This window comes from Streptomyces sp. NPDC006610 (genome assembly GCF_040611575.1).
Lineage (GTDB): Bacteria > Actinomycetota > Actinomycetes > Streptomycetales > Streptomycetaceae > Streptomyces.
This window is the reverse complement of record NZ_JBEXOP010000004.1, coordinates 38722-60018: the sequence shown is the minus strand read 5'-3', so window position 1 is coordinate 60018 and position 21297 is coordinate 38722. Positions and strand designations below refer to the sequence as shown.

At 74.4% G+C, this 21297-nt stretch carries 17 protein-coding genes; 13 read left to right on the top strand and 4 right to left on the bottom strand.

The genetic code is table 11. The annotated features are described in order from the left end of the window. Positions 1-26: 26 nt before the first annotated feature. Positions 27-1382 (bottom strand): SWIM zinc finger family protein, encoded by a 1356-nt coding sequence (locus ABZY13_RS04680; protein WP_356627420.1) that lies wholly within the window; start codon positions 1380-1382, stop codon positions 27-29. A 145-nt stretch (positions 1383-1527) separates the two neighbouring features. Here ABZY13_RS04680 and ABZY13_RS04675 point away from each other — a divergent pair, with 145 nt between their 5' ends. The 7 genes from ABZY13_RS04675 (at position 1528) to sucD (ending at position 10410) form a co-directional block, all read left to right on the top strand. Further along, entirely contained in the window at positions 1528-2670 is a 1143-nt protein-coding gene (locus ABZY13_RS04675) for an AAA family ATPase (protein ID WP_356627419.1), read from the top strand. Positions 2671-2802: 132 nt separating this feature from the next. Then, on the top strand, positions 2803-5337 hold the full coding sequence (locus ABZY13_RS04670; protein ID WP_356627418.1) for a DUF5682 family protein: 2535 nt from the start codon (positions 2803-2805) through the stop codon (positions 5335-5337). A 125-nt stretch (positions 5338-5462) separates the two neighbouring features. Next, positions 5463-6626 carry a VWA domain-containing protein gene (locus ABZY13_RS04665; RefSeq protein ID WP_356627416.1) on the top strand — a complete coding sequence of 388 codons (1164 nt, stop codon included), beginning with the start codon at positions 5463-5465 and terminating at the stop codon, positions 6624-6626. Between the two features lie 62 nt (positions 6627-6688). Beyond that, on the top strand, positions 6689-6883 hold the full coding sequence (locus ABZY13_RS04660) for a hypothetical protein (protein ID WP_356627415.1): 195 nt from the start codon (positions 6689-6691) through the stop codon (positions 6881-6883). Then, positions 6880-7719, top strand: a complete 840-nt coding sequence (locus tag ABZY13_RS04655) for a hypothetical protein (RefSeq protein ID WP_356627414.1) — start codon at positions 6880-6882, stop codon at positions 7717-7719. Before ABZY13_RS04660 ends, ABZY13_RS04655 begins: the two co-directional genes overlap by 4 nt. A 596-nt stretch (positions 7720-8315) precedes the next feature. Beyond that, positions 8316-9497 (top strand): ADP-forming succinate--CoA ligase subunit beta, encoded by a 1182-nt coding sequence (gene sucC / locus ABZY13_RS04650; protein WP_356627413.1) that lies wholly within the window; start codon positions 8316-8318, stop codon positions 9495-9497. 28 nt (positions 9498-9525) lie between these two features. Then, positions 9526-10410, top strand: a complete 885-nt coding sequence (gene sucD, locus ABZY13_RS04645; RefSeq protein WP_356627412.1) for a succinate--CoA ligase subunit alpha — start codon at positions 9526-9528, stop codon at positions 10408-10410. A gap of 167 nt (positions 10411-10577) precedes the next feature. On the opposite strand, the gene ABZY13_RS04640 is transcribed toward sucD, so the two are convergent. Then, positions 10578-11867 carry a sigma factor-like helix-turn-helix DNA-binding protein gene (locus ABZY13_RS04640; protein WP_356627411.1) on the bottom strand — a complete coding sequence of 430 codons (1290 nt, stop codon included), beginning with the start codon at positions 11865-11867 and terminating at the stop codon, positions 10578-10580. Positions 11868-11963: 96 nt separating this feature from the next. Between ABZY13_RS04640 and ABZY13_RS04635 the strand changes: the two genes are divergently transcribed. After that, on the top strand, positions 11964-13607 hold the full coding sequence (locus ABZY13_RS04635) for a DUF6350 family protein (protein ID WP_356627410.1): 1644 nt from the start codon (positions 11964-11966) through the stop codon (positions 13605-13607). 82 nt (positions 13608-13689) lie between these two features. On the opposite strand, the gene ABZY13_RS04630 is transcribed toward ABZY13_RS04635, so the two are convergent. Then, entirely contained in the window at positions 13690-14490 is an 801-nt protein-coding gene (locus ABZY13_RS04630; RefSeq protein ID WP_356627409.1) for a hypothetical protein, read from the bottom strand. 266 nt (positions 14491-14756) lie between these two features. Here ABZY13_RS04630 and purN point away from each other — a divergent pair, with 266 nt between their 5' ends. Next, positions 14757-15386, top strand: a complete 630-nt coding sequence (gene purN, locus ABZY13_RS04625; protein WP_356627408.1) for a phosphoribosylglycinamide formyltransferase — start codon at positions 14757-14759, stop codon at positions 15384-15386. Beyond that, positions 15383-16948, top strand: a complete 1566-nt coding sequence (purH, locus tag ABZY13_RS04620) for a bifunctional phosphoribosylaminoimidazolecarboxamide formyltransferase/IMP cyclohydrolase (RefSeq protein ID WP_356627407.1) — start codon at positions 15383-15385, stop codon at positions 16946-16948. Before purN ends, purH begins: the two co-directional genes overlap by 4 nt. Before the next feature lie 139 nt (positions 16949-17087). On the opposite strand, the gene ABZY13_RS04615 is transcribed toward purH, so the two are convergent. Beyond that, positions 17088-17792, bottom strand: coding sequence for an RDD family protein (locus tag ABZY13_RS04615; RefSeq protein ID WP_356627406.1), 705 nt, complete (start codon positions 17790-17792; stop codon positions 17088-17090). Positions 17793-18049: 257 nt separating this feature from the next. Here ABZY13_RS04615 and ABZY13_RS04610 point away from each other — a divergent pair, with 257 nt between their 5' ends. The 3 genes from ABZY13_RS04610 to ABZY13_RS04600 all read left to right on the top strand — a co-directional run bounded on the left by ABZY13_RS04610 (position 18050) and on the right by ABZY13_RS04600 (position 21115). Continuing rightward, entirely contained in the window at positions 18050-18904 is an 855-nt protein-coding gene (locus ABZY13_RS04610) for a bifunctional methylenetetrahydrofolate dehydrogenase/methenyltetrahydrofolate cyclohydrolase (RefSeq protein ID WP_356627405.1), read from the top strand. Between the two features lie 121 nt (positions 18905-19025). Further along, positions 19026-19448 (top strand): DUF3017 domain-containing protein, encoded by a 423-nt coding sequence (locus tag ABZY13_RS04605; protein WP_356627564.1) that lies wholly within the window; start codon positions 19026-19028, stop codon positions 19446-19448. Between the two features lie 677 nt (positions 19449-20125). Beyond that, complete coding sequence (locus tag ABZY13_RS04600) at positions 20126-21115, top strand: malate dehydrogenase (RefSeq protein ID WP_356627404.1); 990 nt, start codon at positions 20126-20128, stop codon at positions 21113-21115. Positions 21116-21297: the final 182 nt, after the last annotated feature.

Below are 21297 nucleotides of genomic sequence, written 5' to 3'. Positions count from 1 at the left end.
GTCTCGGAGGGCGGCGGGCCGGGCGGTCAGCACAGCGCCACCACCTCTCCCGTGGCCGGCGACCAGGCCGTCAGCGGGGTGAAGCCCTGGTGGCCGCACTCGCCGAAGACCTTGACCGGCGCACCGCCCGAGAGGGCGACCAGACGCCACAGGCCGGGGCGGGCGCGGGCGGCGGGGGTGAGGGGCAGCGCCGCGTCCTCGTCGGCGTCCGCCAGCTGCCAGGACTCCCCGTCCGGGGTGGGGACGACCCGCTCCAGCGTCACCGGGACCGCCTCGAGCCACGGGTCGGCACGCAGCGCCTCGCCGTAGCGGGCCGCCGCGACCGTCGTCGTCACGCCCGGCGGCCGTATCACCGCCGGAGCGGCCGGTGCGAACTGCTCACCGAGCGCCGCGCGCGACCGGCCGGCGCCCGCATGGGCGGACACTTCCGCGTCCAGGGCCAGGCCCACCGGCAGCGCCAGCTCGGGGGCGCGGCCCGCCGCTCCGTAGGACAGAAGCAGCGCGGTGCGGCCCGACTCGGCGCCGTAGAGCCAGATGCGACGCGTCGTCAGCTTGCCGTCGGACGTGTCGTACTGGGCGAGGACCAGCCATCGGTCCCGCACCGGCGGGCCGTCCGCCGAGGTGGGCAGGCCGACGCGGGAACGGACCGTGGTGGCCAGGTCCTCCGGCAGCAGATCACGACGCAGCCAGCCCTGGTCGAGCAGGTGGAGCAGCGCGCACTCCTCCAGCAGCCGGACCGGCCAGCCCGGACCGGACGCCGCTATGGCCCCGAACTCCCGCACGCGGGCGGCCAGCCCGGGCGCCTGGGCGTCGACCATCCGGGCGGCGGTCTCCTCCCACAGGCCGTACCCGGCCTGCTCCGCCGCGGCCAGGCCGCCGCGCAGCAGGTCCGCCAGGCGCTGCTCCAGCTCGGTCGCGCCCGCGGTGATGCGCTCGGCCCGCCGCTCCGCCCGGCGCCGCGACGCCTCCGGATCGGCGGAACCGGCCGCGGCCCCCTCCGCTCCCCCCGTCCGCTTCTCAGCGGCCCGCTTGCGCCGGCCCGCCAGCCACTGCTCGGCCCAGTCCGGAGCCGAGCCCGCCGGCACCGCGCCGTCGCCGCCCGCCCAGAGCAGCAGCAGCCCCAGCGCGTGCTTGCACGGGAACTTCCGGCTCGGGCAACTGCACTTGTACGCCGGCCCCGCGGCGTCCGCGATGTCGACGACCGTCTGATACGGCTTGCTGCCGCTGCCCTTGCACAGCCCCCACACCGTCCCCTCGTCGGAACTGCCCGTCTCGGACCACGGTCCGGCCGTGCCGAGTTTGCTTCCCGCTTTGCGCGACGCGGTGTCAGGCGCCAGTGCCAGCACCTGGTCCGCGGTCCAGCGCACCCCCTGCTGAGTCATGTCCCCGAAGGTAGGACCTGCCACTGACAATCGGTCCCGCCAACCGGGCCGCGAGCGCGTTTGCCCAGGTCGGAACGGATTGTCAGTGGCGTGGTGCACGGTGGACACCAGATCCGAACCGGCAGAGCTGGAGGGGGACTCAGCCATGTCTGTGTCCGTAGAACCGACGTCCGTCGACCCGAGCCAGAACGGCTCCGCGCCCGCGAACCAGGAAGCGCTGCGCCCGCACGCCGAGGACGCCTTCGCGGACGAACTCGCCGCGCTGGCCGCGCAGGACGACCGTCCGCGGCCGGCCCGCTGGAAGCTGTCACCGTGGGCGGTGGCGACCTATCTCCTCGGCGGCACCCTGCCCGACGGCACGGTCATCACGCCGAAGTACGTGGGGCCGCGCCGCATCGTGGAGGTCGCCGTCACCACCCTCGCCACCGACCGCGCCCTGCTCCTGCTCGGCGTGCCCGGCACCGCCAAGACCTGGGTGTCCGAGCACCTGGCGGCGGCCGTCAGCGGCGACTCGACACTGCTCGTCCAGGGCACCGCCGGCACACCGGAGGAGGCCATCCGCTACGGCTGGAACTACGCCCAGCTGCTCGCGCACGGCCCCAGCCGCGACGCCCTGGTGCCCAGCCCGGTGATGCGGGCGATGGCGGAGGGGATGACCGCCCGCGTCGAGGAGCTGACCCGCATCCCGGCCGATGTGCAGGACACGCTGATCACGATCCTGTCGGAGAAGACCCTGCCCATACCGGAACTGGGCCAGGAGGTGCAGGCGGTCCGCGGGTTCAACCTGATCGCGACGGCCAACGACCGCGACCGCGGGGTCAACGACCTGTCCAGCGCCCTGCGCCGCCGCTTCAACACCGTCGTCCTGCCGCTGCCGGACAGCGTCGAGGCGGAGGTCGACATCGTCTCGCGGCGCGTCGACCAGATCGGCCGTTCCCTCGACCTGCCGGCCGTGCCGGAGGGCGTGGAGGAGATCCGCCGGGTGGTCACCGTCTTCCGCGAGCTGCGCGACGGCGTCACGGCCGACGGCCGGACGAAGGTGAAGTCGCCCAGCGGCACGCTCTCGACGGCGGAGGCCATCTCCGTCGTGACCAACGGGCTTGCCCTGGCCGCCCACTTCGGCGACGGCGTGCTGCGGCCGAGCGACGTCGCCGCGGGCATCCTCGGCGCCGTCGTCCGCGATCCGGCGGCCGACCGGGTCGTGTGGCAGGAGTACCTGGAGGCGGTCGTCCGCGAGCGCGACGGCTGGAAGGACTTCTACCGGGCCTGCCGGGAGGTGAGCGCGTGAGCGGCTACGAGAGGAACCCGGCGGGGGGCCTCGCGCGGGACCTCGTGCACGGGGCGCCGGCCGCGGCCCGCACGGGAGAGGACGACGACCTGGGCTGGCCCGAGCCCAAGCCCAAGCCGCAAGGGGGACGGTGTGGCAGGCACTGAGGTGACGGGGAACGGGCGGGCGCACGCCGGGCCGCTGCTGCTCGGCGTGCGGCACCACGGACCGGGATCGGCGCGGGCCGTGCGGGCGGCGCTCGACGCCGCCCGGCCCCGGGTCGTGCTGATCGAGGGACCGCCCGAGGCGGACCCGCTGATCCCGCTCGCGGCCGACGAGGACATGCGCCCGCCGGTCGCCCTGCTCGCCCATGCCGTGGACGAACCCGGCCGGTCGGCCTTCTGGCCGCTGGCCGAGTTCTCCCCGGAATGGGTGGCGATCCGCTGGGCCCTGGACCACGACGTGCCGGCCCGCTTCATCGATCTGCCGGCCACGCACACGCTGGCGTGGGTGAAGGCGGAGGAGGGCGAGCCGGACGGGTCCGGCGGATCCGACGGGGCGGACGGATCCGACGGGGCGGACGGCTCCGCGGGGAGGACCGGCGAAGGGGACGCCGGAAGCGGGGAGCGCGGGGAGGCGGGCGCCGAGGACGCCGGGGCGCCGGATTCCGCCGTCCGGGTCGATCCGCTCGCGGTGCTCGCCGAGACCGCCGGGTACGACGACCCCGAGCGCTGGTGGGAGGACGTCGTCGAGCACCGGGGACGCGGGGAGCAGGACGCCTTCGCCCCGTTCGCGGCGCTCGAGGAGGCCATGGGGGCGCTGCGGGAGGAGTACGGCAGCGGGGGCCACGAACGGGACCTCGTACGGGAGGCGCACATGCGGCTCCAGGTGCGGGCGGCGCGGCGCGAGTTCGGGGACGACGGTGTGGCCGTGGTGTGCGGGGCGTGGCACGTGCCCGCGCTGCGGCAGCAGGTCACCGTCGCCGCCGACCGGGCCCTGCTGAAGGGCCTGCCCAAGGTCAGGGCCGACATGACCTGGGTGCCGTGGACCCACCGCAGGCTGTCCCGCGCGAGCGGATACGGGGCGGGGATCGATTCGCCCGGGTGGTACGCGCATCTGTTCGCCGCGCCCGACCGGCCGATCGTGCGATGGATGACCAAGGTGGCGGGCCTGCTCCGGGAGGAGGACCGCATCGTCTCCTCGGCGCACGTCATCGAGGCGGTGCGGCTGGCCGAGACGCTCGCCGCGATGCGGGGCCGCCCGCTGGCCGGGCTGAGCGAGACCACCGACGCCGTGCGGGCCGTCATGTGCGAGGGCGCGGACGTGCCGCTGGCGCTGGTGCACGACCGGCTGGTCGTCGGGGACGTGCTGGGGGAGGTGCCGGAGTCGGCGCCGGCCGTGCCGCTGCAGCGGGACCTCGCCCGGCTCCAGAAGCGGCTGCGGCTCAAGCCGGAGGCGCTGGAGCGGGAGCTGGAGCTGGACCTGCGCAAGGAGACCGACGCCGGACGCAGCAGGCTGCTGCACCGGCTGCGGCTGCTCGGCATCGGCTGGGGCGAGCCGGCGCGGTCGCGGGGCAGCACGGGGACGTTCCGGGAGACCTGGCGGCTGCGCTGGGAGCCGGAGCTGTCCGTGCGGGTCGCGGAGGCCGGCGTGTGGGGGACGACCGTCCTGTCCGCCGCGACGGCGAAAGCGGAGGCCGACGCCGCCTCCGCGCCGGGCCTCGCCGACGTCACCGCCCTCGCCGAGCGCTGTCTGCTCGCGGAGCTGCCGGACGCCCTCCCGACGGTGATGCGGATCCTGGCGGACCGCGCGGCCCTCGACGCGGACGTGGGCCACCTCGCCCAGGCCCTGCCGGCGCTGGTCCGTTCACTGCGCTACGGCGATGTGCGCGGCACCGGCACCGCGGCGCTCGCGGAGGTCGCCGCGGGCCTCGCCGAGCGGGTCTTCGTCGGGCTGCCCCCGGCCTGCGCCGCGCTCGACGCGGACGCGGCGGAGGAGATGCGCCGCCATGTGGACGCGGTGCACGGGGCGGTCGGCCTGCTCGGCGACGACCCCGCACCGGGCCATGGCGACCTGCGGAGCCGCTGGCAGGGGGTGCTGCGGGTGCTGTCCGCGCGGGAGACCGTGCCCGGCGTCATCCGCGGACGCGCGGTGCGGCTGCTTCTGGACGACGGCGAGCTGGCCCGGGAGGAGGCGGCCCGGCTCATGGGCCTCGCGCTCTCCCCGGGCACGCCGCCCGGTGACGCGGCGGCCTGGATCGAGGGGTTCGTCGGCGGCGGGGGCGGCGGAATGCTGCTCGTGCACGACGAACGGCTGCTCGGGCTGGTGGACGACTGGCTGACCGGGGTGCCGGCCGACGCGTTCACGGACGTGCTGCCGCTGCTGCGGCGCACCTTCTCGGCCTACGAGCCGGGAGTGCGCAGAACGCTCGGCGAGCTGGTCCGGCGCGGGCCGGGCAAGGGCGCCGACGGCAGGGTCGCGGGGGCGGGGACACCCGGCTTCGCGGCCGATCTCGACGCGGAGCGCGCCGCCGCGGTGCTGCCGGTGGTGCGGCTGCTGCTCGGGCTGGACGCGCCGGGCGGGGACGGGGCGCCGGCCGTGTCGGTCGCGAGGGCCGTGCCGAGCGCGGGAGCGGCAGCGGGATCGACAAGGACGGCGGGGCCCGGGTTGGCGGGTGTGACGCAGTGAACGGGGGCGGGAGCGCGGTGGACGAGTCGGCTGCGAAAGGGGCGGTTGTGGCGGGGTCGGCTGCGGAAGCGGCGGTCGTGACGGGCTCGGGGCCGGGCGGCCGGGCGGCCGTGGAGGAGGCTGTGGTGACGAACGGGGGCGTGGCGGAGGCCGGTGAGCGGCTGCGGCGGTGGCGGCTGGTGCTCGGCGGGGACTCGGCCGACGGCACCGGGTGCGCGCTGAGCGGGCGGGACGCCGCGATGGACGGTGCCCTCGCCGCCCTCTACGGGAGAGCGGACAAAGGGCGTACGGGCAAGGACCGTTCGGCGGGACTCGGGGCCTCCGCGCCGTCCGTGGCGCGCTGGCTCGGGGACATCCGGACGTACTTCCCGTCCTCGGTGGTCCAGGTGATGCAGCGTGACGCCATCGACCGGCTGGGGCTGTCGGCTCTGCTGCTCGAGCCGGAGATGCTGGAGGCCGTGGAGGCGGACGTGCACCTCGTCGGCACGCTGCTGTCGCTGAACAAGGCGATGCCGGAGACCACCAAGGAAACGGCACGGGCCGTCGTGCGCAAGGTGGTCGAGGACCTCGAGAAGCGCCTCGCCACCCGCACCCGGGCCACGCTCACCGGCGCCCTCGACCGCAGCGCCCGCATCAACCGGCCCCGCCACCACGACATCGACTGGAACCGCACGATCGCGGCCAACCTCAAGCACTATCTGCCCGAGTACCGGACGATCGTGCCGGAGCGGCTCATCGGCTACGGGCGTGCCTCCCAGTCGGTGAAGAAGGAGGTCATCCTCTGCATCGACCAGTCGGGGTCGATGGCGGCGTCCGTGGTGTACGCGTCGGTGTTCGGGGCGGTGCTGGCGTCGATGCGGTCCATCAGCACGCGGCTCGTCGTCTTCGACACGGCGGTGGTCGACCTCACCGACCAGCTCGACGACCCGGTCGACGTCCTCTTCGGCACCCAGCTCGGCGGCGGCACGGACATCAACCGGGCGCTGGCGTACTGCCAGTCGCAGATCACCCGGCCCTCCGAGACGGTGGTCGTGCTCATCAGCGACCTCTACGAAGGGGGGATACGCAACGAGATGCTGAAGCGGGTGGCGGCGATGAAGGCGTCGGGGGTGCAGTTCGTGACGCTGCTCGCGCTGTCGGACGAGGGGGCGCCCGCCTACGACCGGGAGCACGCGGCGGCGCTCGCCGGGCTCGGCGCGCCGGCCTTCGCCTGCACGCCCGACCTCTTCCCGGAGGTGATGGCGGCGGCGATCGAGAAGCGGCCGCTGCCGATACCGGACACCGCGTGACGGGGGGCTGCGATGGAGAGGCGCGGCATGCGGTGGCGGGCGCGGGGCGTACGGCAGCGGGCGTGCACGGGGACGTGCGGGGCGCGGTCGGCTCGGCGTCCGGGGCGGTGACGTCGGCGGCCGGTGGGGCCACGCCGCCGGCCGAGGAGGCGGTCTCGGCCGCCGTGCCGCCGGTCGCCGCGTCGGCCCTGGCCGGCGTGGGACCTGTCGCCGACCGGGCCGTGACCGGCGTCGCTCCCGTGCCGGTCGCGCGGTGACCGGCGTGCGATCGGTGGCCGTCGGCGCGGCGTCCGGCGCGCGGCCCGTGGCCGTCGGCGCGGTGCACGGGGCCTTGCCGGTCGCCGTCGGCGCGGTGGCCGGCGCCGCACCGCCGCCCACGCGGTGGACGCCGCGAGCGGGTTTCGTGGCCGCCGGCGTCCGCCCGGTCGTCGGCGGTGTCGCCGAGGGCGTGCCGTCGGTCGCCGACGGCGTGGTCGGCGACGTCCGCCCGGTCGTGGGCGGCGTGGCCGCGGACGTACCGGCGTACACGGGCGGCGTCTGCGCCGACGTGCCGCCCTACGCCACCGGACTGGCCGGTCAGGTCACCGCCGACCCCACGGGCGCCGTACTGCCGCCGCGGGCGCACTCCGTCGTGGACGCCGCGACCGGGTTGGCGCACGGCGTGGCGGGCGACGTCCGTTCCTTCGCGGGTGGCGTCACGGACGCCGTACCGCCCCCCGCGCACGGCGTGACCGACCGGACCCGGGACTTCGCCGAGGGCGTCGCGACGGAGGTTCCGCCGTTCGCGTACGGCGTCACCGGAACCGTGCGGCCGGCCGTGGGCGGCGCCACGGGGGCCGTGCAGCCGGTGGCGGGCGGCATCACGGGGACCGTCCGGCCGCTCGTGGACGGCGTCCCGGGCAGCACGGAGACGCTGGCCCACGGCGTCTCCGCTCAGGCCGGCGGCTTCGCCGAGGGCGTCTCGGCGGAGGCGTCCCCCTTCGTCGGAATCACCGGTGAGACGGCCCCGTTCGCGCACGGCGTCGCGGGCGGCGCCGGGACCCTCGTCGAGGGCGTCGCCGCGGACGCGGCCTCCGTCACCCACACCGTGTAGCCGACCGACCCACCCGGCCGATCACGGAGGATCACGGTGGATCCCGGCCGCCCCCGGTGGGCGGCGACCCACCCCACCCCATCCCTGTCGGCCTTCACCCCCACTCACACTCCCACCCCCACCCCCCCCACTCAGCCCCGCAGCCCCCGCCCGGTCGGCCGAAAGCCGTCGGCTCGGCCGGGCGGAACCTGCGGCCGGGGTCCGGCGGCCCCATTGGGGTGGGAGCCGCCGGGGCCGGGCCCCGCACGGGAGCGCCCACGCGCTTCCCCGGGGTGGTGAGAGGGACCTCACCGGGCGTGCGCCAGCCCGGTGAGGTCCTGCCCCGGCCTGTGACAGGGCGGAGAACGGCCGATGTCGGAGTCCTCACCGCGGCACTGGGTGCCGGTGAGTCCGGCATCATGTGACAGGTATCACCGCTCAGGCGTGACCCGCGATTTAGAGACCCTCCGCAAGCGGCGATAACCTGCGAGACGGACATGCCGCGCGCTCGGACACCGTGTGCGCTTCCCTTGTGACACATGCGGTCGTCACGTTGCCCTTCGCGGCACGCCCACGCATCCAACGAACCGCGAGATCACTGATAGGGACGGAAGCGCGTGGACCTGTTCGAGTACCAGGCGAGGGACCTCTTCGCCAAGCACGATGTACCGGTGCTGGCCGGTGAAGTCATCGACACGCCTGAGGCGGCGCGCGAGATCACCGAGCGTCTGGGCGGCAAGTCCGTCGTCAAGGCGCAGGTGAAGGTCGGTGGTCGCGGCAAGGCGGGCGGCGTGAAGCTGGCCGCCACCCCGGACGAGGCCGTCGCCCGCGCGACGGACATCCTCGGGATGGACATCAAGGGCCACACGGTCCACAAGGTGATGATCGCCGAGACCGCCCCGGAGATCGTCGAGGAGTACTACGTCTCCTTCCTCCTCGACCGTGCCAACCGCACGTTCCTCTCCATCGCCTCCGTCGAGGGCGGCATGGACATCGAGGAGGTGGCGGCCACCCGTCCGGAGGCCGTCGCCAAGACGCCGGTGGACGCCATCGACGGCGTGACCCCCGAGAAGGCCCGCGAGATCGTCGAGGCCGCCAAGTTCCCGGCCGAGGTCGCCGACAAGGTCGCCGACGTGCTGGTGAAGCTGTGGGACGTCTTCATCAAGGAGGACGCCCTCCTGGTCGAGGTGAACCCGCTGGCCAAGGTCGCCTCCGGCGAGGTCATCGCCCTCGACGGCAAGGTGTCGCTGGACGACAACGCCGAGTTCCGTCACCCCGACTTCGAGGAGCTCCACGACAAGGCCGCGGCCAACCCGCTCGAGGCCGCCGCCAAGGAGAAGAACCTCAACTACGTCAAGCTCGACGGCGAGGTCGGCATCATCGGCAACGGCGCCGGTCTCGTGATGAGCACCCTGGACGTCGTCGCGTACGCCGGTGAGAAGCACGGCAACGTCAAGCCCGCCAACTTCCTGGACATCGGCGGCGGCGCCTCCGCCCAGGTGATGGCGAACGGCCTGGAGATCATCCTCGGCGACCCGGACGTCAAGTCCGTCTTCGTCAACGTCTTCGGCGGCATCACCGCCTGCGACGAGGTCGCCAACGGCATCGTCCAGGCGCTGAAGCTGCTGGAGGACCGCGGCGAAGAGGTCACCAAGCCGCTGGTCGTCCGTCTCGACGGCAACAACGCCGAGCTGGGCCGGCAGATCCTCACCGACGCCAACCACCCGCTGGTGCAGCGCGTCGACACCATGGACGGTGCGGCCGACAAGGCCGCCGAGCTCGCCGCAGCCGCCAAGTAAGCACCGAGGACGAGGACATCCACACACCATGTCTATCTGGCTCAACAAGGACAGCAAGGTCATCGTCCAGGGCATGACGGGCGCAACGGGCATGAAGCACACCAAGCTCATGCTCGGCGACGGCACCAACGTCGTGGGCGGCGTGAACCCGCGCAAGGCGGGGCAGACCGTGGACTTCGACGGCACCGAGGTACCGGTCTTCGGCACCGTCAAGGAGGCCATCGAGAAGACCGGCGCCAACGTCACCGTGATCTTCGTGCCGGAGAAGTTCACCAAGGACGCGGTCGTCGAGGCGATCGACGCCGAGATCCCGCTGGCCGTCGTGATCACCGAGGGCATCGCCGTGCACGACTCGGCCGCCTTCTGGGCGTACGCCGGCAAGAAGGGCAACAAGACCCGGATCATCGGCCCGAACTGCCCCGGCATCATCACGCCGGGCGGCTCGAACGTCGGCATCATCCCGGGCGACATCACCAAGCCGGGCCGCATCGGCCTGGTGTCGAAGTCCGGCACGCTGACGTACCAGATGATGTACGAGCTGCGGGACATCGGCTTCTCGACGGCCGTCGGCATCGGTGGCGACCCGATCATCGGGACCACGCACATCGACGCGCTCGCCGCGTTCGAGGCCGACCCCGACACCGACCTGATCGTCATGATCGGCGAGATCGGCGGCGACGCCGAGGAGCGGGCCGCGGACTTCATCGCGAAGAACGTGACCAAGCCGGTCGTCGGCTACGTCGCGGGCTTCACCGCCCCGGAGGGCAAGACCATGGGTCACGCCGGCGCCATCGTCTCCGGCTCGTCCGGCACCGCCCAGGCGAAGAAGGAGGCCCTCGAGGCCGCCGGCGTCAAGGTCGGCAAGACCCCGACCGAGACGGCCAAGCTGGCGCGCGAGATCCTCGCCGGCTGAACCGCCCCGCTGCCCGCACCGCCGGCAGCGTCCGCGTCGCGCGCACCCCGCGGTGACGCGCGTCAGGGCGAGCAGCGCCGGAAGGGCCCGCACCCGTCGCCGGGTGCGGGCCCTTCCGCGTCCCCTCCCCTCCGCGCGACGGATCGGCCCTCCTCCACGCGCCCGGCTCAGCGGGGGTCGGGCACCAGCCGCCCCGGCCCGTTCACGGCCTCCTCGCGCAGCTTGGCCCGCAGCGCCGCCTGCTCCTGCGACAGCGGGCCGGGCGCGGCGCGCGGTGGCACCCCGCGGACCGTCTCGCCGGGCGGCACCGGCGGCTCGTACCGCGTCGGAGCCGTCAGCAGCGTCAGCGCCGTCGCGCCGATCAGGGCGACGGTGAAGGCGATGGCGGCCCGCGTCCAGAACTGCGCCCTGCGCTCGCTGCCGCCGCGCACCGCGTACGGCTTGGGCGCCCGCAGCCGCTCCGTGGCGGCCAGCCCGGCCAGCCGCCGGTTCAGCTCGGCCGGGTCGGACAGGTCCGGCAGCCGGGCGGCGACCTCCTCGCGCGCGTGCAGCAGCCGGCTCGCCGCGGCGCGCGTGCTCGCCTCCGTCTCCGCCGCGGTCTCGGGCAGGCCCAGGCCGACGCCGTCGTGCAGCAGCAGCGTGCGGCGGTAGGAGGGCGGGAGGGTCAGCAGGACGTTCAGCAGCGCGCGGTCGGCCGGGTCGGCGGGCGGCGCCTCCGGATGCCGGTGGCGGGGGCGGAGCCGGTGCCAGGGGGAGAGGGCGTACTCGTAGGCCGCCGCCCGCACCCAGCCCGCAGGGTCCCGGTCGACGGCCACCTCCGGCCAGCGCTGCCAGGCCAGCTGGAAGGCCCGCTCCACGGACTCGCGGGCGAGTTCGCGCCGGCCGGTGAGCAGATAGGCCTGGCGGACGAGGGCGGGCGCGCAGAAGGCGTAGAGGGCGTCGAAGGCCTGGGCGGGCGTCTGCGGGGGCGGCCCGGCGAGGGGGACGGCGACGACCGGGAGGGGGCCGGTGTCGTCGTCGGCGGGGGCCGGTTCCGACGGCGTGTCCGGGGCCGGAGCCGGTTCCGGGTCCTGTTCGAGCTGTGATTCGAGCTGTGTTTCGGGCTGTGGATCAAGCTGTGATTCGGGCTGTGGTTCGGGCTGCGCGTCCGATGCGGCCACGGCCGTTTCCGCCCCGACGCCGGCGGTTCCGGACGACCGGTGACCCGGTGTCACCTCCGCCTCGGCGGAGGGAGCTTGCGCGGCAGCCGCCACATCCTCCGGCGGAGTGGTCAGCAGGGCCGCGTACGCCTCGCGTTTGCGGCCCCGCGGAGTCGTACGGCCGGACTCCCACGCCCGCACCGTCTCGCGGGGCACGCCGAGGCGCTGCGCGAGCTGAGCCTGCGTCAGTCCGCTTCGCTCGCGCAGACGTCGGCGCTCCTTGGGAGGGGGGAGCGGGGTCGCGGGGCTCTGCTTCACCGGGCACCCTTTCGTACGAAAATGCGCATAAACATATATTGAGCGACACATCGGAGGTTCGCCCGTTACACCGGAAAAGCGCGTGTCGTTGGGACCATGGCCGTCGTGACCCTGATGACCCCCCGCCGTTCACCGTTGTCGCTCCTGCTCGGCCGGCTGCGCGCCAGGCTGCGGGGCCGCTCGCCCGGGGTGGCCGCCGGCCTCCTGGGCGGGGCGGTCGCCGCAGGGCTGGGGCTCGGCTCGTTCGCGGTGCTGGTGATCGTGCTGTGGATCAGCTCGCCCTACCCGGACAGCGGGCCCGGGGGAGCGCTGCACGTCGCCGCCGCGCTGTGGCTGGCGGCGCACGGCGTCGAACTCGTCCGCGCCGACACCCTCTCCGGCGTGCCCGCCCCCGTGGGCGTCGCCCCGCTGCTGCTGCTCGCGCTGCCGGTGTGGCTGCTGCACCGGGCGGGACGGGACGCCGTGGACGGGCTGGACGGGCGGACCGTGGTGAGCGCGCGCACGGCGTGGGCGGGAGTGGTGCTGGGCTACCTCACGGTCGGCGCCGCCGCCGCGGGGTACGCGGCGGGCGGGTTCCTGCGGCCGTCCTGGCCCTGGACGTGCCTGTGCCTGCCGCTGGCCGCCGCGGTGGCCGGGGGCGTGGGGGTCTGGACGGCGTACGGCCGCCCCCGCGAGCCCGTGGACGGTGTGGTGGCGCTGTTGCCGGGCGTGGTGCGGCGGCTGCTGCGCGGCGCGGCCGGGCGGGCGCGGCTGGACTGCGCGGTACGGGCGGCGGGCGCCGGGGCCGCGGTGCACGTCGGGGGCGGGGCGGTGCTGGTGGCGTCGTCACTCGTGTGGCACGGCGAGGCGGTGCGCGATGCCTTCGGGCAGCTGGCGCAGGGGTGGTCGGGGCGGTTCGCGGTGCTGCTGCTGTGCGTGGCGCTGGTGCCGAACGCGGCGGTATGGGCCGCGGCGTACGCGCTGGGGCCGGGGTTCGCGCTCGGCGCGGGACACGTGGTGGCGCCGGGGGCGTCCGATCCGGCGTCGCTGCTGCCGCCGTTCCCGTTGCTGGCGGCGGTGCCGCAGGAAGGGCCCGGCGGGCCGCTGAACTGGGCGACGGGCGTGGTGCCGGTGGCGGCCGGGGTGACGGTGGGGTGGTTCGTGGCGCGGGGCCGCGAGCGGTCGCCGGTGCGGACGGCGGGCGTGGCCGGGATGGCGGCGGTGCTGTGCGCGGCGGCGCTGGCGGTGCTGGCGGGGCTGGCGGGCGGGCCGCTCGGCAACGGGGCGCTGTCGCGGTTCGGCCCGGTGTGGTGGCAGGTCGGTGCGGCGGCGCTGGTGTGGACGGTGGCGGCGGCGGTCCCCGTCGCGGTCACGGCACAGGTGCTGCGCGGCGGCCGGAACGCCGTGGCCGCGGGCCTCGGCCCCCGCCGCCCGCGCAGGAGGAAGACGCCCAGGACGCTGCCGAGGCCGACGCCGCCGCCCCGCACCCCCCGGCCCCTGGCGGGCGACCGCTACGACCTGCTGCCCGCGGATCCGGTCCCGGGCCTCGCCCTGCACCTCGTGCCGAACTCCGCCCCGAGCCACTCGTCGAACCCCGTACCGGCCCCGCCGGCCCCATCAGCCCCACCCCCGGCCCCACCGGCCGCCAGTCCGCCGAAGCCGCCCACGTCCGCCGACGAACCGCCGCCGGCCGCCCCCGCACCCGCGCCACCGGCCGAACCGCCCGGGCCTTCGAATCCGCCCACGTCCGAGGAGGCCTGATGCCCGAGAGGTCCGATGCCCGAGACGCCCGATGCCCGAGGAGCCTGCCGGCACACCACCGCCGAGAACGGGAACCGGCCCGTCAGCCCTCCGTCGCCCCCATCATCTCCTTCAGGTACTCCGGCATGTCCTCCGGCAGGTGCTCCACGCAGGCCTCCCTGGCCTGGCCGGTGAGGGCGTCGCTCGTGCAGGTGTAGTAGTCGTCGTAGGCGAGCCGCAGCCCGAACGACGCGGCGACCACGGCGAGCGCCAGGGACGCCGTGACCAGGCCGGTCGTCGCGGCGGTCCGCTGCGGGCGGGCGGCCTGCGCAGCGGGGGCGGCCGGGGTGGCCGGGGCCGCGGGGGCGTCCGGGTCCGGCGTGCGGGGCTTGGTGCGCAGGGCGCTCACGCCCCAGTACAGCGCGAGCGCGCCGAGCAGCAGCGCCACGTACGACCAGCTGAAGAGGGCGAAGAAGAAGGCCCACATGCCGGACAGCAGCGCATAGCGCGCGCGGCGCTGCGCCGGGTCCTTCGGGTCCCAGCGCGGGCCGGGGGCCGGGCCGCCGCCCTGGCCGTCCGGGGCGCCGCCGGGGCGCTCGCCGAACCCGCCCGAGGAACGGCCGGGCTGCCGGTCGCTCCACTGGCTGCCCCACCGCGGTCGCCGGCCCTCGCCGTCACCGCCCTGGGAGTCGTCGCCCTCGGGGCGGCGCGGCTGCCAGGGGCGGTCCGGGGCGCCCTCGGGCGGCGGGGCGAACGGGTTGTCCTCCTGCCCCTCGCCGCCGCGCCGGCCGCCGGGCGCGTCGGGAGGCGAGGCGGGGCGCTCCCGCAGCAGCACGCCGCTGCGCTCCCTCCCCGGTGCGGTCAGCGGGGGGAACGTGAGGAGTCGCAGGCTCCGGTCCGGCATCAAGTGAGCGTCTTCCCCTAGTGAATACGACTGCGTACGGCTGATCTGGCGCGAGCCGTCACCCGGGGAACGCGCAGCACCACGGCAGCGTTCCCGAGCCGGCTCCTCCCAGACGCTACCTTCCGGCCACGCCCCCGTCCCGTGGGGGCCGCCGGGTGTGCCGGTATCGTTGCTGACGGTCGGCCGCTTCGTAGGCTTCCCCGTATCCGGGGGCGCGAAGCGTTCGTACGACCATACAAAACGCTTCCCCGAGAAAGGGCCCCACCGTGGCCGCCAAGCCCGTGGCCAAGCGCCTCGTCGTCCTGGTCTCCGGATCCGGTACGAACCTCCAGGCGCTGCTCGACGAGATCGCCGCCACCGGCCCCGAGGCGTACGGCGCCGAGGTCGTGGCCGTCGGAGCCGACCGCGAGGGCATCGAGGGGCTCGCGCGGGCCGAGCGGGCAGGGCTGCCCACCTTCGTGGTGCGGGTGAAGGACCACGGGACGCGCGAGGAGTGGGACGCGGCGCTCGCCGAGGCGGTCGCCGCCCACGAGCCGGACCTCGTCGTCTCCGCGGGGTTCATGAAGATCGTGGGCAAGGAGTTCCTCGCCCGGTTCGGCGGGCGGTTCGTCAACACCCACCCCGCGCTGCTGCCCAGTTTCCCCGGCGCCCACGGCGTCCGCGACGCGCTCGCGTACGGCGCCAAGGTCACCGGCTGCACTGTCCACTTCGTCGACGACGGCGTCGACACCGGGCCGATCATCGCGCAGGGCGTGGTGGAGGTCCGGGACGAGGACGACGAGAGCGCTCTGCACGAGCGCATCAAGGAAGTCGAGCGAAGGCTGCTCGTCGAGGTCGTGGGGCTGCTGGCCCGCAACGGCTATCGCATTGAGGGACGAAAGGTAGTTATCCAGTGACCGCCGAGAGCAACAAGCGGGCCATTCGACGGGCGCTCGTCAGCGTCTACGACAAGACCGGCCTGGAAGAGCTGGCCCGCGGCCTGCACGAGGCGGGCGTGGCCCTCGTCTCCACCGGGTCCACCGCCTCTCGCATCGCCGACGCCGGCGTCCCCGTCACCAAGGTCGAGGAGCTGACCGGCTTCCCCGAGTGCCTGGACGGCCGGGTCAAGACCCTGCACCCCCGGGTGCACGCGGGCATCCTCGCCGACCTGCGCCTGGAGGACCACCAGCGGCAGCTCGCCGAGCTGGGCGTGGAGCCGTTCGACCTCGTCGTCGTGAACCTCTACCCGTTCCGCGAGACCGTGGCCTCCGGCGCCACGCCCGACGAGTGCGTCGAGCAGATCGACATCGGCGGCCCCTCCATGGTGCGCGCCGCCGCCAAGAACCACCCCTCCGTCGCCGTCGTCACCAGCCCCGCCCGCTACGGCGACGTGCTGGCCGCGGTGCGGGACGGCGGCTTCGACCTCGCCACCCGCAAGCGGCTCGCCGCCGAGGCCTTCCAGCACACCGCCGCCTACGACGTGGCCGTGGCCTCCTGGTTCGCCTCCGCCTACGCCCCCGTGGACGACTCGCAGTTCCCCGACTTCCTGGGCGCCACCTGGGAGCGCAAGAACACCCTGCGCTACGGCGAGAACCCGCACCAGCCCGCCGCCCTCTACGTCTCCGGCACGGGAGGCGGCCTCGCCGAGGCCGAGCAGCTGCACGGCAAGGAGATGTCGTACAACAACTACACCGACACGGACGCCGCCCGCCGTGCCGCGTACGACCACGACGAGCCCTGCGTCGCGATCATCAAGCACGCCAACCCGTGCGGCATCGCGATCGGCGCCGACGTCGCCGAGGCGCACCGCAAGGCGCACGCCTGCGACCCGCTGTCCGCGTTCGGCGGCGTGATCGCCGTGAACCGGCCGGTCAGCAAGGAGATGGCGGAGCAGGTCGCCGAGATCTTCACCGAGGTCATCGTCGCGCCCGACTACGAGGACGGCGCGCTGGAGGCCCTCGCCAAGAAGAAGAACATCCGCGTGCTGCGCTGCCCCGACGCACCCTCCGCCCCCGTCGAGGTCAAGCCCGTCGACGGCGGCGCGCTGCTGCAGGTCACCGACCGCCTCCAGGCCGACGGCGACGACCCGGCCAACTGGACCCTCGCGACCGGCGAGCCGCTCGGGCCCGAGGAACTGCGCGAGCTGGCCTTCGCCTGGAAGGCCTGCCGGGCCGTGAAGTCCAACGCCATCCTCCTCGCCAAGGACGGCGCCTCGGTCGGCGTCGGCATGGGCCAGGTCAACCGGGTCGACTCCGCGAAGCTGGCGGTCGAGCGGGCCGGCGCCGAGCGCGCCCAGGGCTCGTACGCGGCCTCCGACGCGTTCTTCCCCTTCCCGGACGGGCTGGAGATCCTCACCGCGGCCGGCGTGAAGGCCGTGGCGCAGCCGGGCGGTTCGGTGCGCGACGAGCTGGTCGTGGAGGCGGCGAAGAAGGCGGGCGTGACGATGTACTTCACGGGGACGCGGCACTTCTTCCACTGACGATCCCCACGTCGTCCGAGCGCTCCGTCCCCTCCGGTCCGGCGGGGGCGGGAACGCAGGCGGGCCGTGTCCCCCCGGTCACTACGGGGTGGGACACGGCCCGCGCGGCCGATGAGGGCGGACCCTGTGCTGCGGCCGGTCAGTTCTGGACGACCATCGTGCTCGCGGCCTTGTCGTGCCACCCCTGCTGGCGGCCCGACTTGTCCCAGAACGGCGACAGGTACACCAGGAGCTGGCCGATGCCGCAGGCGAAGCTGCCGACGATCGGGATGATCCAGCGGATGAACGACGAGCCCAGGCCGGGCTTTTGGCCGGTGTCGACCTTCACCACGCGGATGCCGACGGCGAGCTTGCCGAGGGTGGCGCCGACCAGACCGGTCATCAGCCACTCGTAGAGCAGACCCACGACCGCCATCACGCCGATCGCGGCGAACATGCCGGCCGCGATGCCGGAACCGGCGTCCTCCATGCAGCTGTTGTAGTCGGCGGCGCTCGGGTCGCACTCCTCGGCGGCGCCGATCGTGCCCGCCACCCCGGCGAAGCCGAGGATGAGGTAGATGACGAAGAAGGCGACGCTGTCGATCAGACGGGCGCCGAAGCGGCGGCCCATCGACGCGACGCGCGGTCCGGCCGGGTCGCCGGGGTAGCCGCCGGGGGTCTGCGGGTAGGCGGGCTGGCCCTGCGGGTAGCCGTAGGCGTCCTGCGACGGGATGCCCGGGGCCTGCGGGTAGCCGTAACCGGGCTGCTGGGGCTGGCCGTACGGCTGCTGGGGCTGCTGGGGCTGACCGTAGGGCCCCGGGTTCTGCGGCTGTCCGTACGGATTGTTGGGCGAGCCGAAACTCATGACCGATTCTCCTCCGGTGCAAAGGCGGGGACGACGCGGAATTGCGCGGAGGAACGTCACGAGCTGTGCGGTATGCCCCCCGAACATGAGCCGCGGTACTGCGCGGCCATCGTTCTTCAGCGGACTCGCGCTTGTCCAGTCGGGCCGGCGGGGTGTTGTGCAAGTGCAACCTGGCTGATCATGGGCGCGGCGGGCCCGGCGCCCGGATCGCGACCCGGATTGGAACCCGGACCGGGTCATCCGGGAGGATGGGGGGCATGACCGCCCAGATTCTCGATGGCAAGGCCACCGCAGCCGCGATCAAGTCCGATCTGACCGCCCGCGTGGCGGCGCTGAAGGAGAAGGGCGTCACGCCCGGCCTCGGCACCATCCTCGTCGGGGACGACCCCGGCAGCCAGAAGTACGTCGCGGGCAAGCACCGCGACTGCGCCCAGGTGGGCATCGCCTCCATCCAGCGCGAACTGCCCGCCACCGCCACGCAGGACGAGATCGAGGCGGTCGTCCGCGAGCTGAACGAGGACCCGGCCTGCACCGGTTACATCGTCCAGCTGCCGCTGCCCAAGGGCATCGACGAGAACCGGATCCTGGAGCTCATGGACCCGGACAAGGACGCCGACGGCCTGCACCCGATGAACCTCGGCCGGCTGGTGCTCAACGAGCCCGCGCCCCTGCCCTGCACCCCCAACGGCGTGCTCACCCTGCTGCGCCGCTACGGCGTCGAGATCAAGGGCGCCGAGGTCGTGGTCGTCGGCCGCGGTGTGACCATCGGCCGTCCGATGCCGCTGCTGCTGACCCGGCGCAGCGAGAACGCCACGGTGACCCAGTGCCACACCGGCACCCGGGACCTGTCGGCCCATCTGCGGCGGGCGGACATCATCGTCGCCGCCGCCGGTTCCGCGCACCTGATCCGCCCCGAGGACGTCAAGCCGGGCGCGGCCGTCCTCGACGTCGGCGTCTCGCGCGGCGCCGACGGCAAGATCGTGGGCGACGTCCACCCCGGCGTCGCCGAGGTCGCCGGCTGGATCTCCCCGAACCCCGGCGGCGTCGGCCCGATGACGCGGGCCCAGTTGCTCGTCAACGTCGTCGAGGCGGCTGAGCGCGGTGTCCGCTGACGAGAAGGACGACGGCCGGGGCCGGGCGGCCACCGAGACGCACGGTGATGCGCCGACAAGGAGCGAGGCCCACGTCGAATCCGGCGCCGCCGCCCCCGCCGAGCCGGTCGTCCGGGACGCGATCAGCGCGCCGGACTCCGAGGGGCGGCCCCGGCGGGTGACCCGGAGGTTCCCGCTGTTCACGCGGGACACCGCGCGCCCGGAAGGCGGCGGCCGGGCGGCCTCCGGCGACGCGCCCGCCCCGGCCCGCCAGTGGCCGATGCTCGCGGTGCTGGCCCTGGTCGGACTGGGCCTGCTGCTGACGGCGCTCGACCTGTTCCGGATCGGGACGATGCTGGTCGGCGTCGCGCTGCTGGCCGGCGCCGTACTGCGCTGGCTGCTGCCCGGCGTCGGCATGCTCGCGGTGCGCTCCCGCTTCACGGACATCGCCACGTACGGCGTCCTGGGCCTGGTGATCGTGCTGCTGGCGATGATGGTCCAGCCGAACCCCTGGCTGGAGATCCCGTTCCTCAAGGACACGCTGCACTTCACCGTGAGCACCTGACGGCCCGAAGGGCGACGGGCCGTCCCTATCCCCCGAAAGGGACGGACCGCCGCCGGGCTCCAAACTTCCGCACCTGACAGGACCAGTTCAACGCCTGTCCGTGCGCTGTGGCACGGAAGTGACCATTCCGCCAAGAAAATCGCAGGTGTGACACGCGGGACCGGCAGCGGGAACGGGAAACGGGCGTGACGCCCGGGGACACGGCAGCCGGCAACGGGCAACGGGCATGACCCCCGGGAAGCTGGGCAGGCGGACAGTGCCCCCACGGGAGTCCGGCGATCCGGTACCCCCTCGGCGGCCGCCCGGTTCTCCCCCTCCGAACGGGCGGCCGCCTTTTCCTGCCGTCACATGCGGGCCGTCACTTGCCGGCCGTCACTCGTGGGCCGTCACATGCGGGCCGGCGTCCGTGGACCGCGGGCCGGCCTCCGCAGCCTTCCCCGGTCGTGCAGGGCACGTCCCCCGACATCCGCGGCCCCGGCCCCCGGCCCCCGCCCGCCGCCCCCGCCCGCGCCCCGGCCGCCGTACGGGCGGCTGTGGGCCGGGCCACACGGACCCGGACGTCCCGCCTGCCGGATGCGCGATAGATTGACCGCTGATCTCTCTTGACGCCAAGAGATCGATCATCCGGACCCCCGGGGCAGGGACGCCCCACCGCCAGCTGTCATACGGAGAACGCCATGACCCGCACTCCCGTGAACGTCACCGTCACCGGCGCGGCCGGCCAGATCGGTTACGCCCTGCTCTTCCGCATCGCCTCCGGCCAGCTGCTCGGCGCGGACGTGCCGGTCAAGCTCCGCCTCCTCGAGATCACGCCGGCCCTGAAGGCCGCCGAGGGCACGGCCATGGAGCTGGACGACTGCGCGTTCCCGCTGCTCCAGGGCATCGAGATCAGCGACGACCCGAACGTGGCCTTCGACGGCGCCAACGTCGCCCTCCTCGTCGGCGCCCGCCCCCGCACCAAGGGCATGGAGCGCGGCGACCTCCTGGAGGCCAACGGCGGCATCTTCAAGCCGCAGGGCCAGGCCATCAACGCCCACGCCGCGGACGACATCCGCGTCCTGGTCGTCGGCAACCCGGCCAACACCAACGCCCTCATCGCGCAGGCCGCCGCCCCGGACGTCCCCGCGGAGCGCTTCACCGCGATGACCCGCCTGGACCACAACCGCGCGCTGACCCAGCTGTCGAAGAAGACGGGCACCCCGGTCTCCGAGATCAGGAAGCTCACGATCTGGGGCAACCACTCCGCCACCCAGTACCCGGACATCTTCCACGCCACGGTCGCCGGCAAGAACGCCGCCGAGGTCGTCAACGACGAGAAGTGGCTCGCCGACGACTTCATCCCGACCGTCGCCAAGCGCGGCGCCGCCATCATCGAGGCCCGTGGCGCCTCCTCGGCCGCCTCCGCCGCCAACGCCGCCGTCGACCACGTCTACTCCTGGGTCAACGGCACCCCCGAGGGCGACTGGGTCTCCATGGGCATCCCGTCGGACGGCTCCTACGGCGTCCCCGAGGGCCTCATCTCCTCCTTCCCGGTCACCTGCAAGGACGGCAAGTACGAGATCGTCCAGGGCCTGGAGATCAACGAGTTCTCCCGCGCCCGCATCGACGCGTCCGTGAAGGAGCTCGAGGAGGAGCGCGAGGCGGTCCGCGGCCTCGGCCTCATCTGAGTCCCGCGCACCCGGTTCGTCCCCGGCCCCCGGGCGGCTTCGGCCGCCCGGGGGCCGGCGCGCGCACGGCGTGCGGCGGACCCGTGGGCGGTCGTGAGCGCGGACCCGCGGGGGAGCGTGTGAGCACGTACCCGTGAGGCGGCGTGAGCGCACACCCCCCAGGGAGACGCGAATGAGCAGCC

What these genes read in the sequence shown, in the direction of transcription:
- ABZY13_RS04680 (WP_356627420.1), bottom strand. Translation starts at nt 1,382, where the DNA reads ATGACTCAGCAGGGGGTGCGCTGGACCGCGGACCAGGTGCTGGCACTG.
- ABZY13_RS04675 (WP_356627419.1), top strand. Translation starts at nt 1,528, where the DNA reads ATGTCTGTGTCCGTAGAACCGACGTCCGTCGACCCGAGCCAGAACGGC.
- sucD (WP_356627412.1), top strand. Translation starts at nt 9,526, where the DNA reads ATGTCTATCTGGCTCAACAAGGACAGCAAGGTCATCGTCCAGGGCATG.
- ABZY13_RS04635 (WP_356627410.1), top strand. Translation starts at nt 11,964, where the DNA reads ATGGCCGTCGTGACCCTGATGACCCCCCGCCGTTCACCGTTGTCGCTC.
- ABZY13_RS04630 (WP_356627409.1), bottom strand. Translation starts at nt 14,490, where the DNA reads ATGCCGGACCGGAGCCTGCGACTCCTCACGTTCCCCCCGCTGACCGCA.
- ABZY13_RS04615 (WP_356627406.1), bottom strand. Translation starts at nt 17,792, where the DNA reads ATGAGTTTCGGCTCGCCCAACAATCCGTACGGACAGCCGCAGAACCCG.
- ABZY13_RS04610 (WP_356627405.1), top strand. Translation starts at nt 18,050, where the DNA reads ATGACCGCCCAGATTCTCGATGGCAAGGCCACCGCAGCCGCGATCAAG.
- ABZY13_RS04600 (WP_356627404.1), top strand. Translation starts at nt 20,126, where the DNA reads ATGACCCGCACTCCCGTGAACGTCACCGTCACCGGCGCGGCCGGCCAG.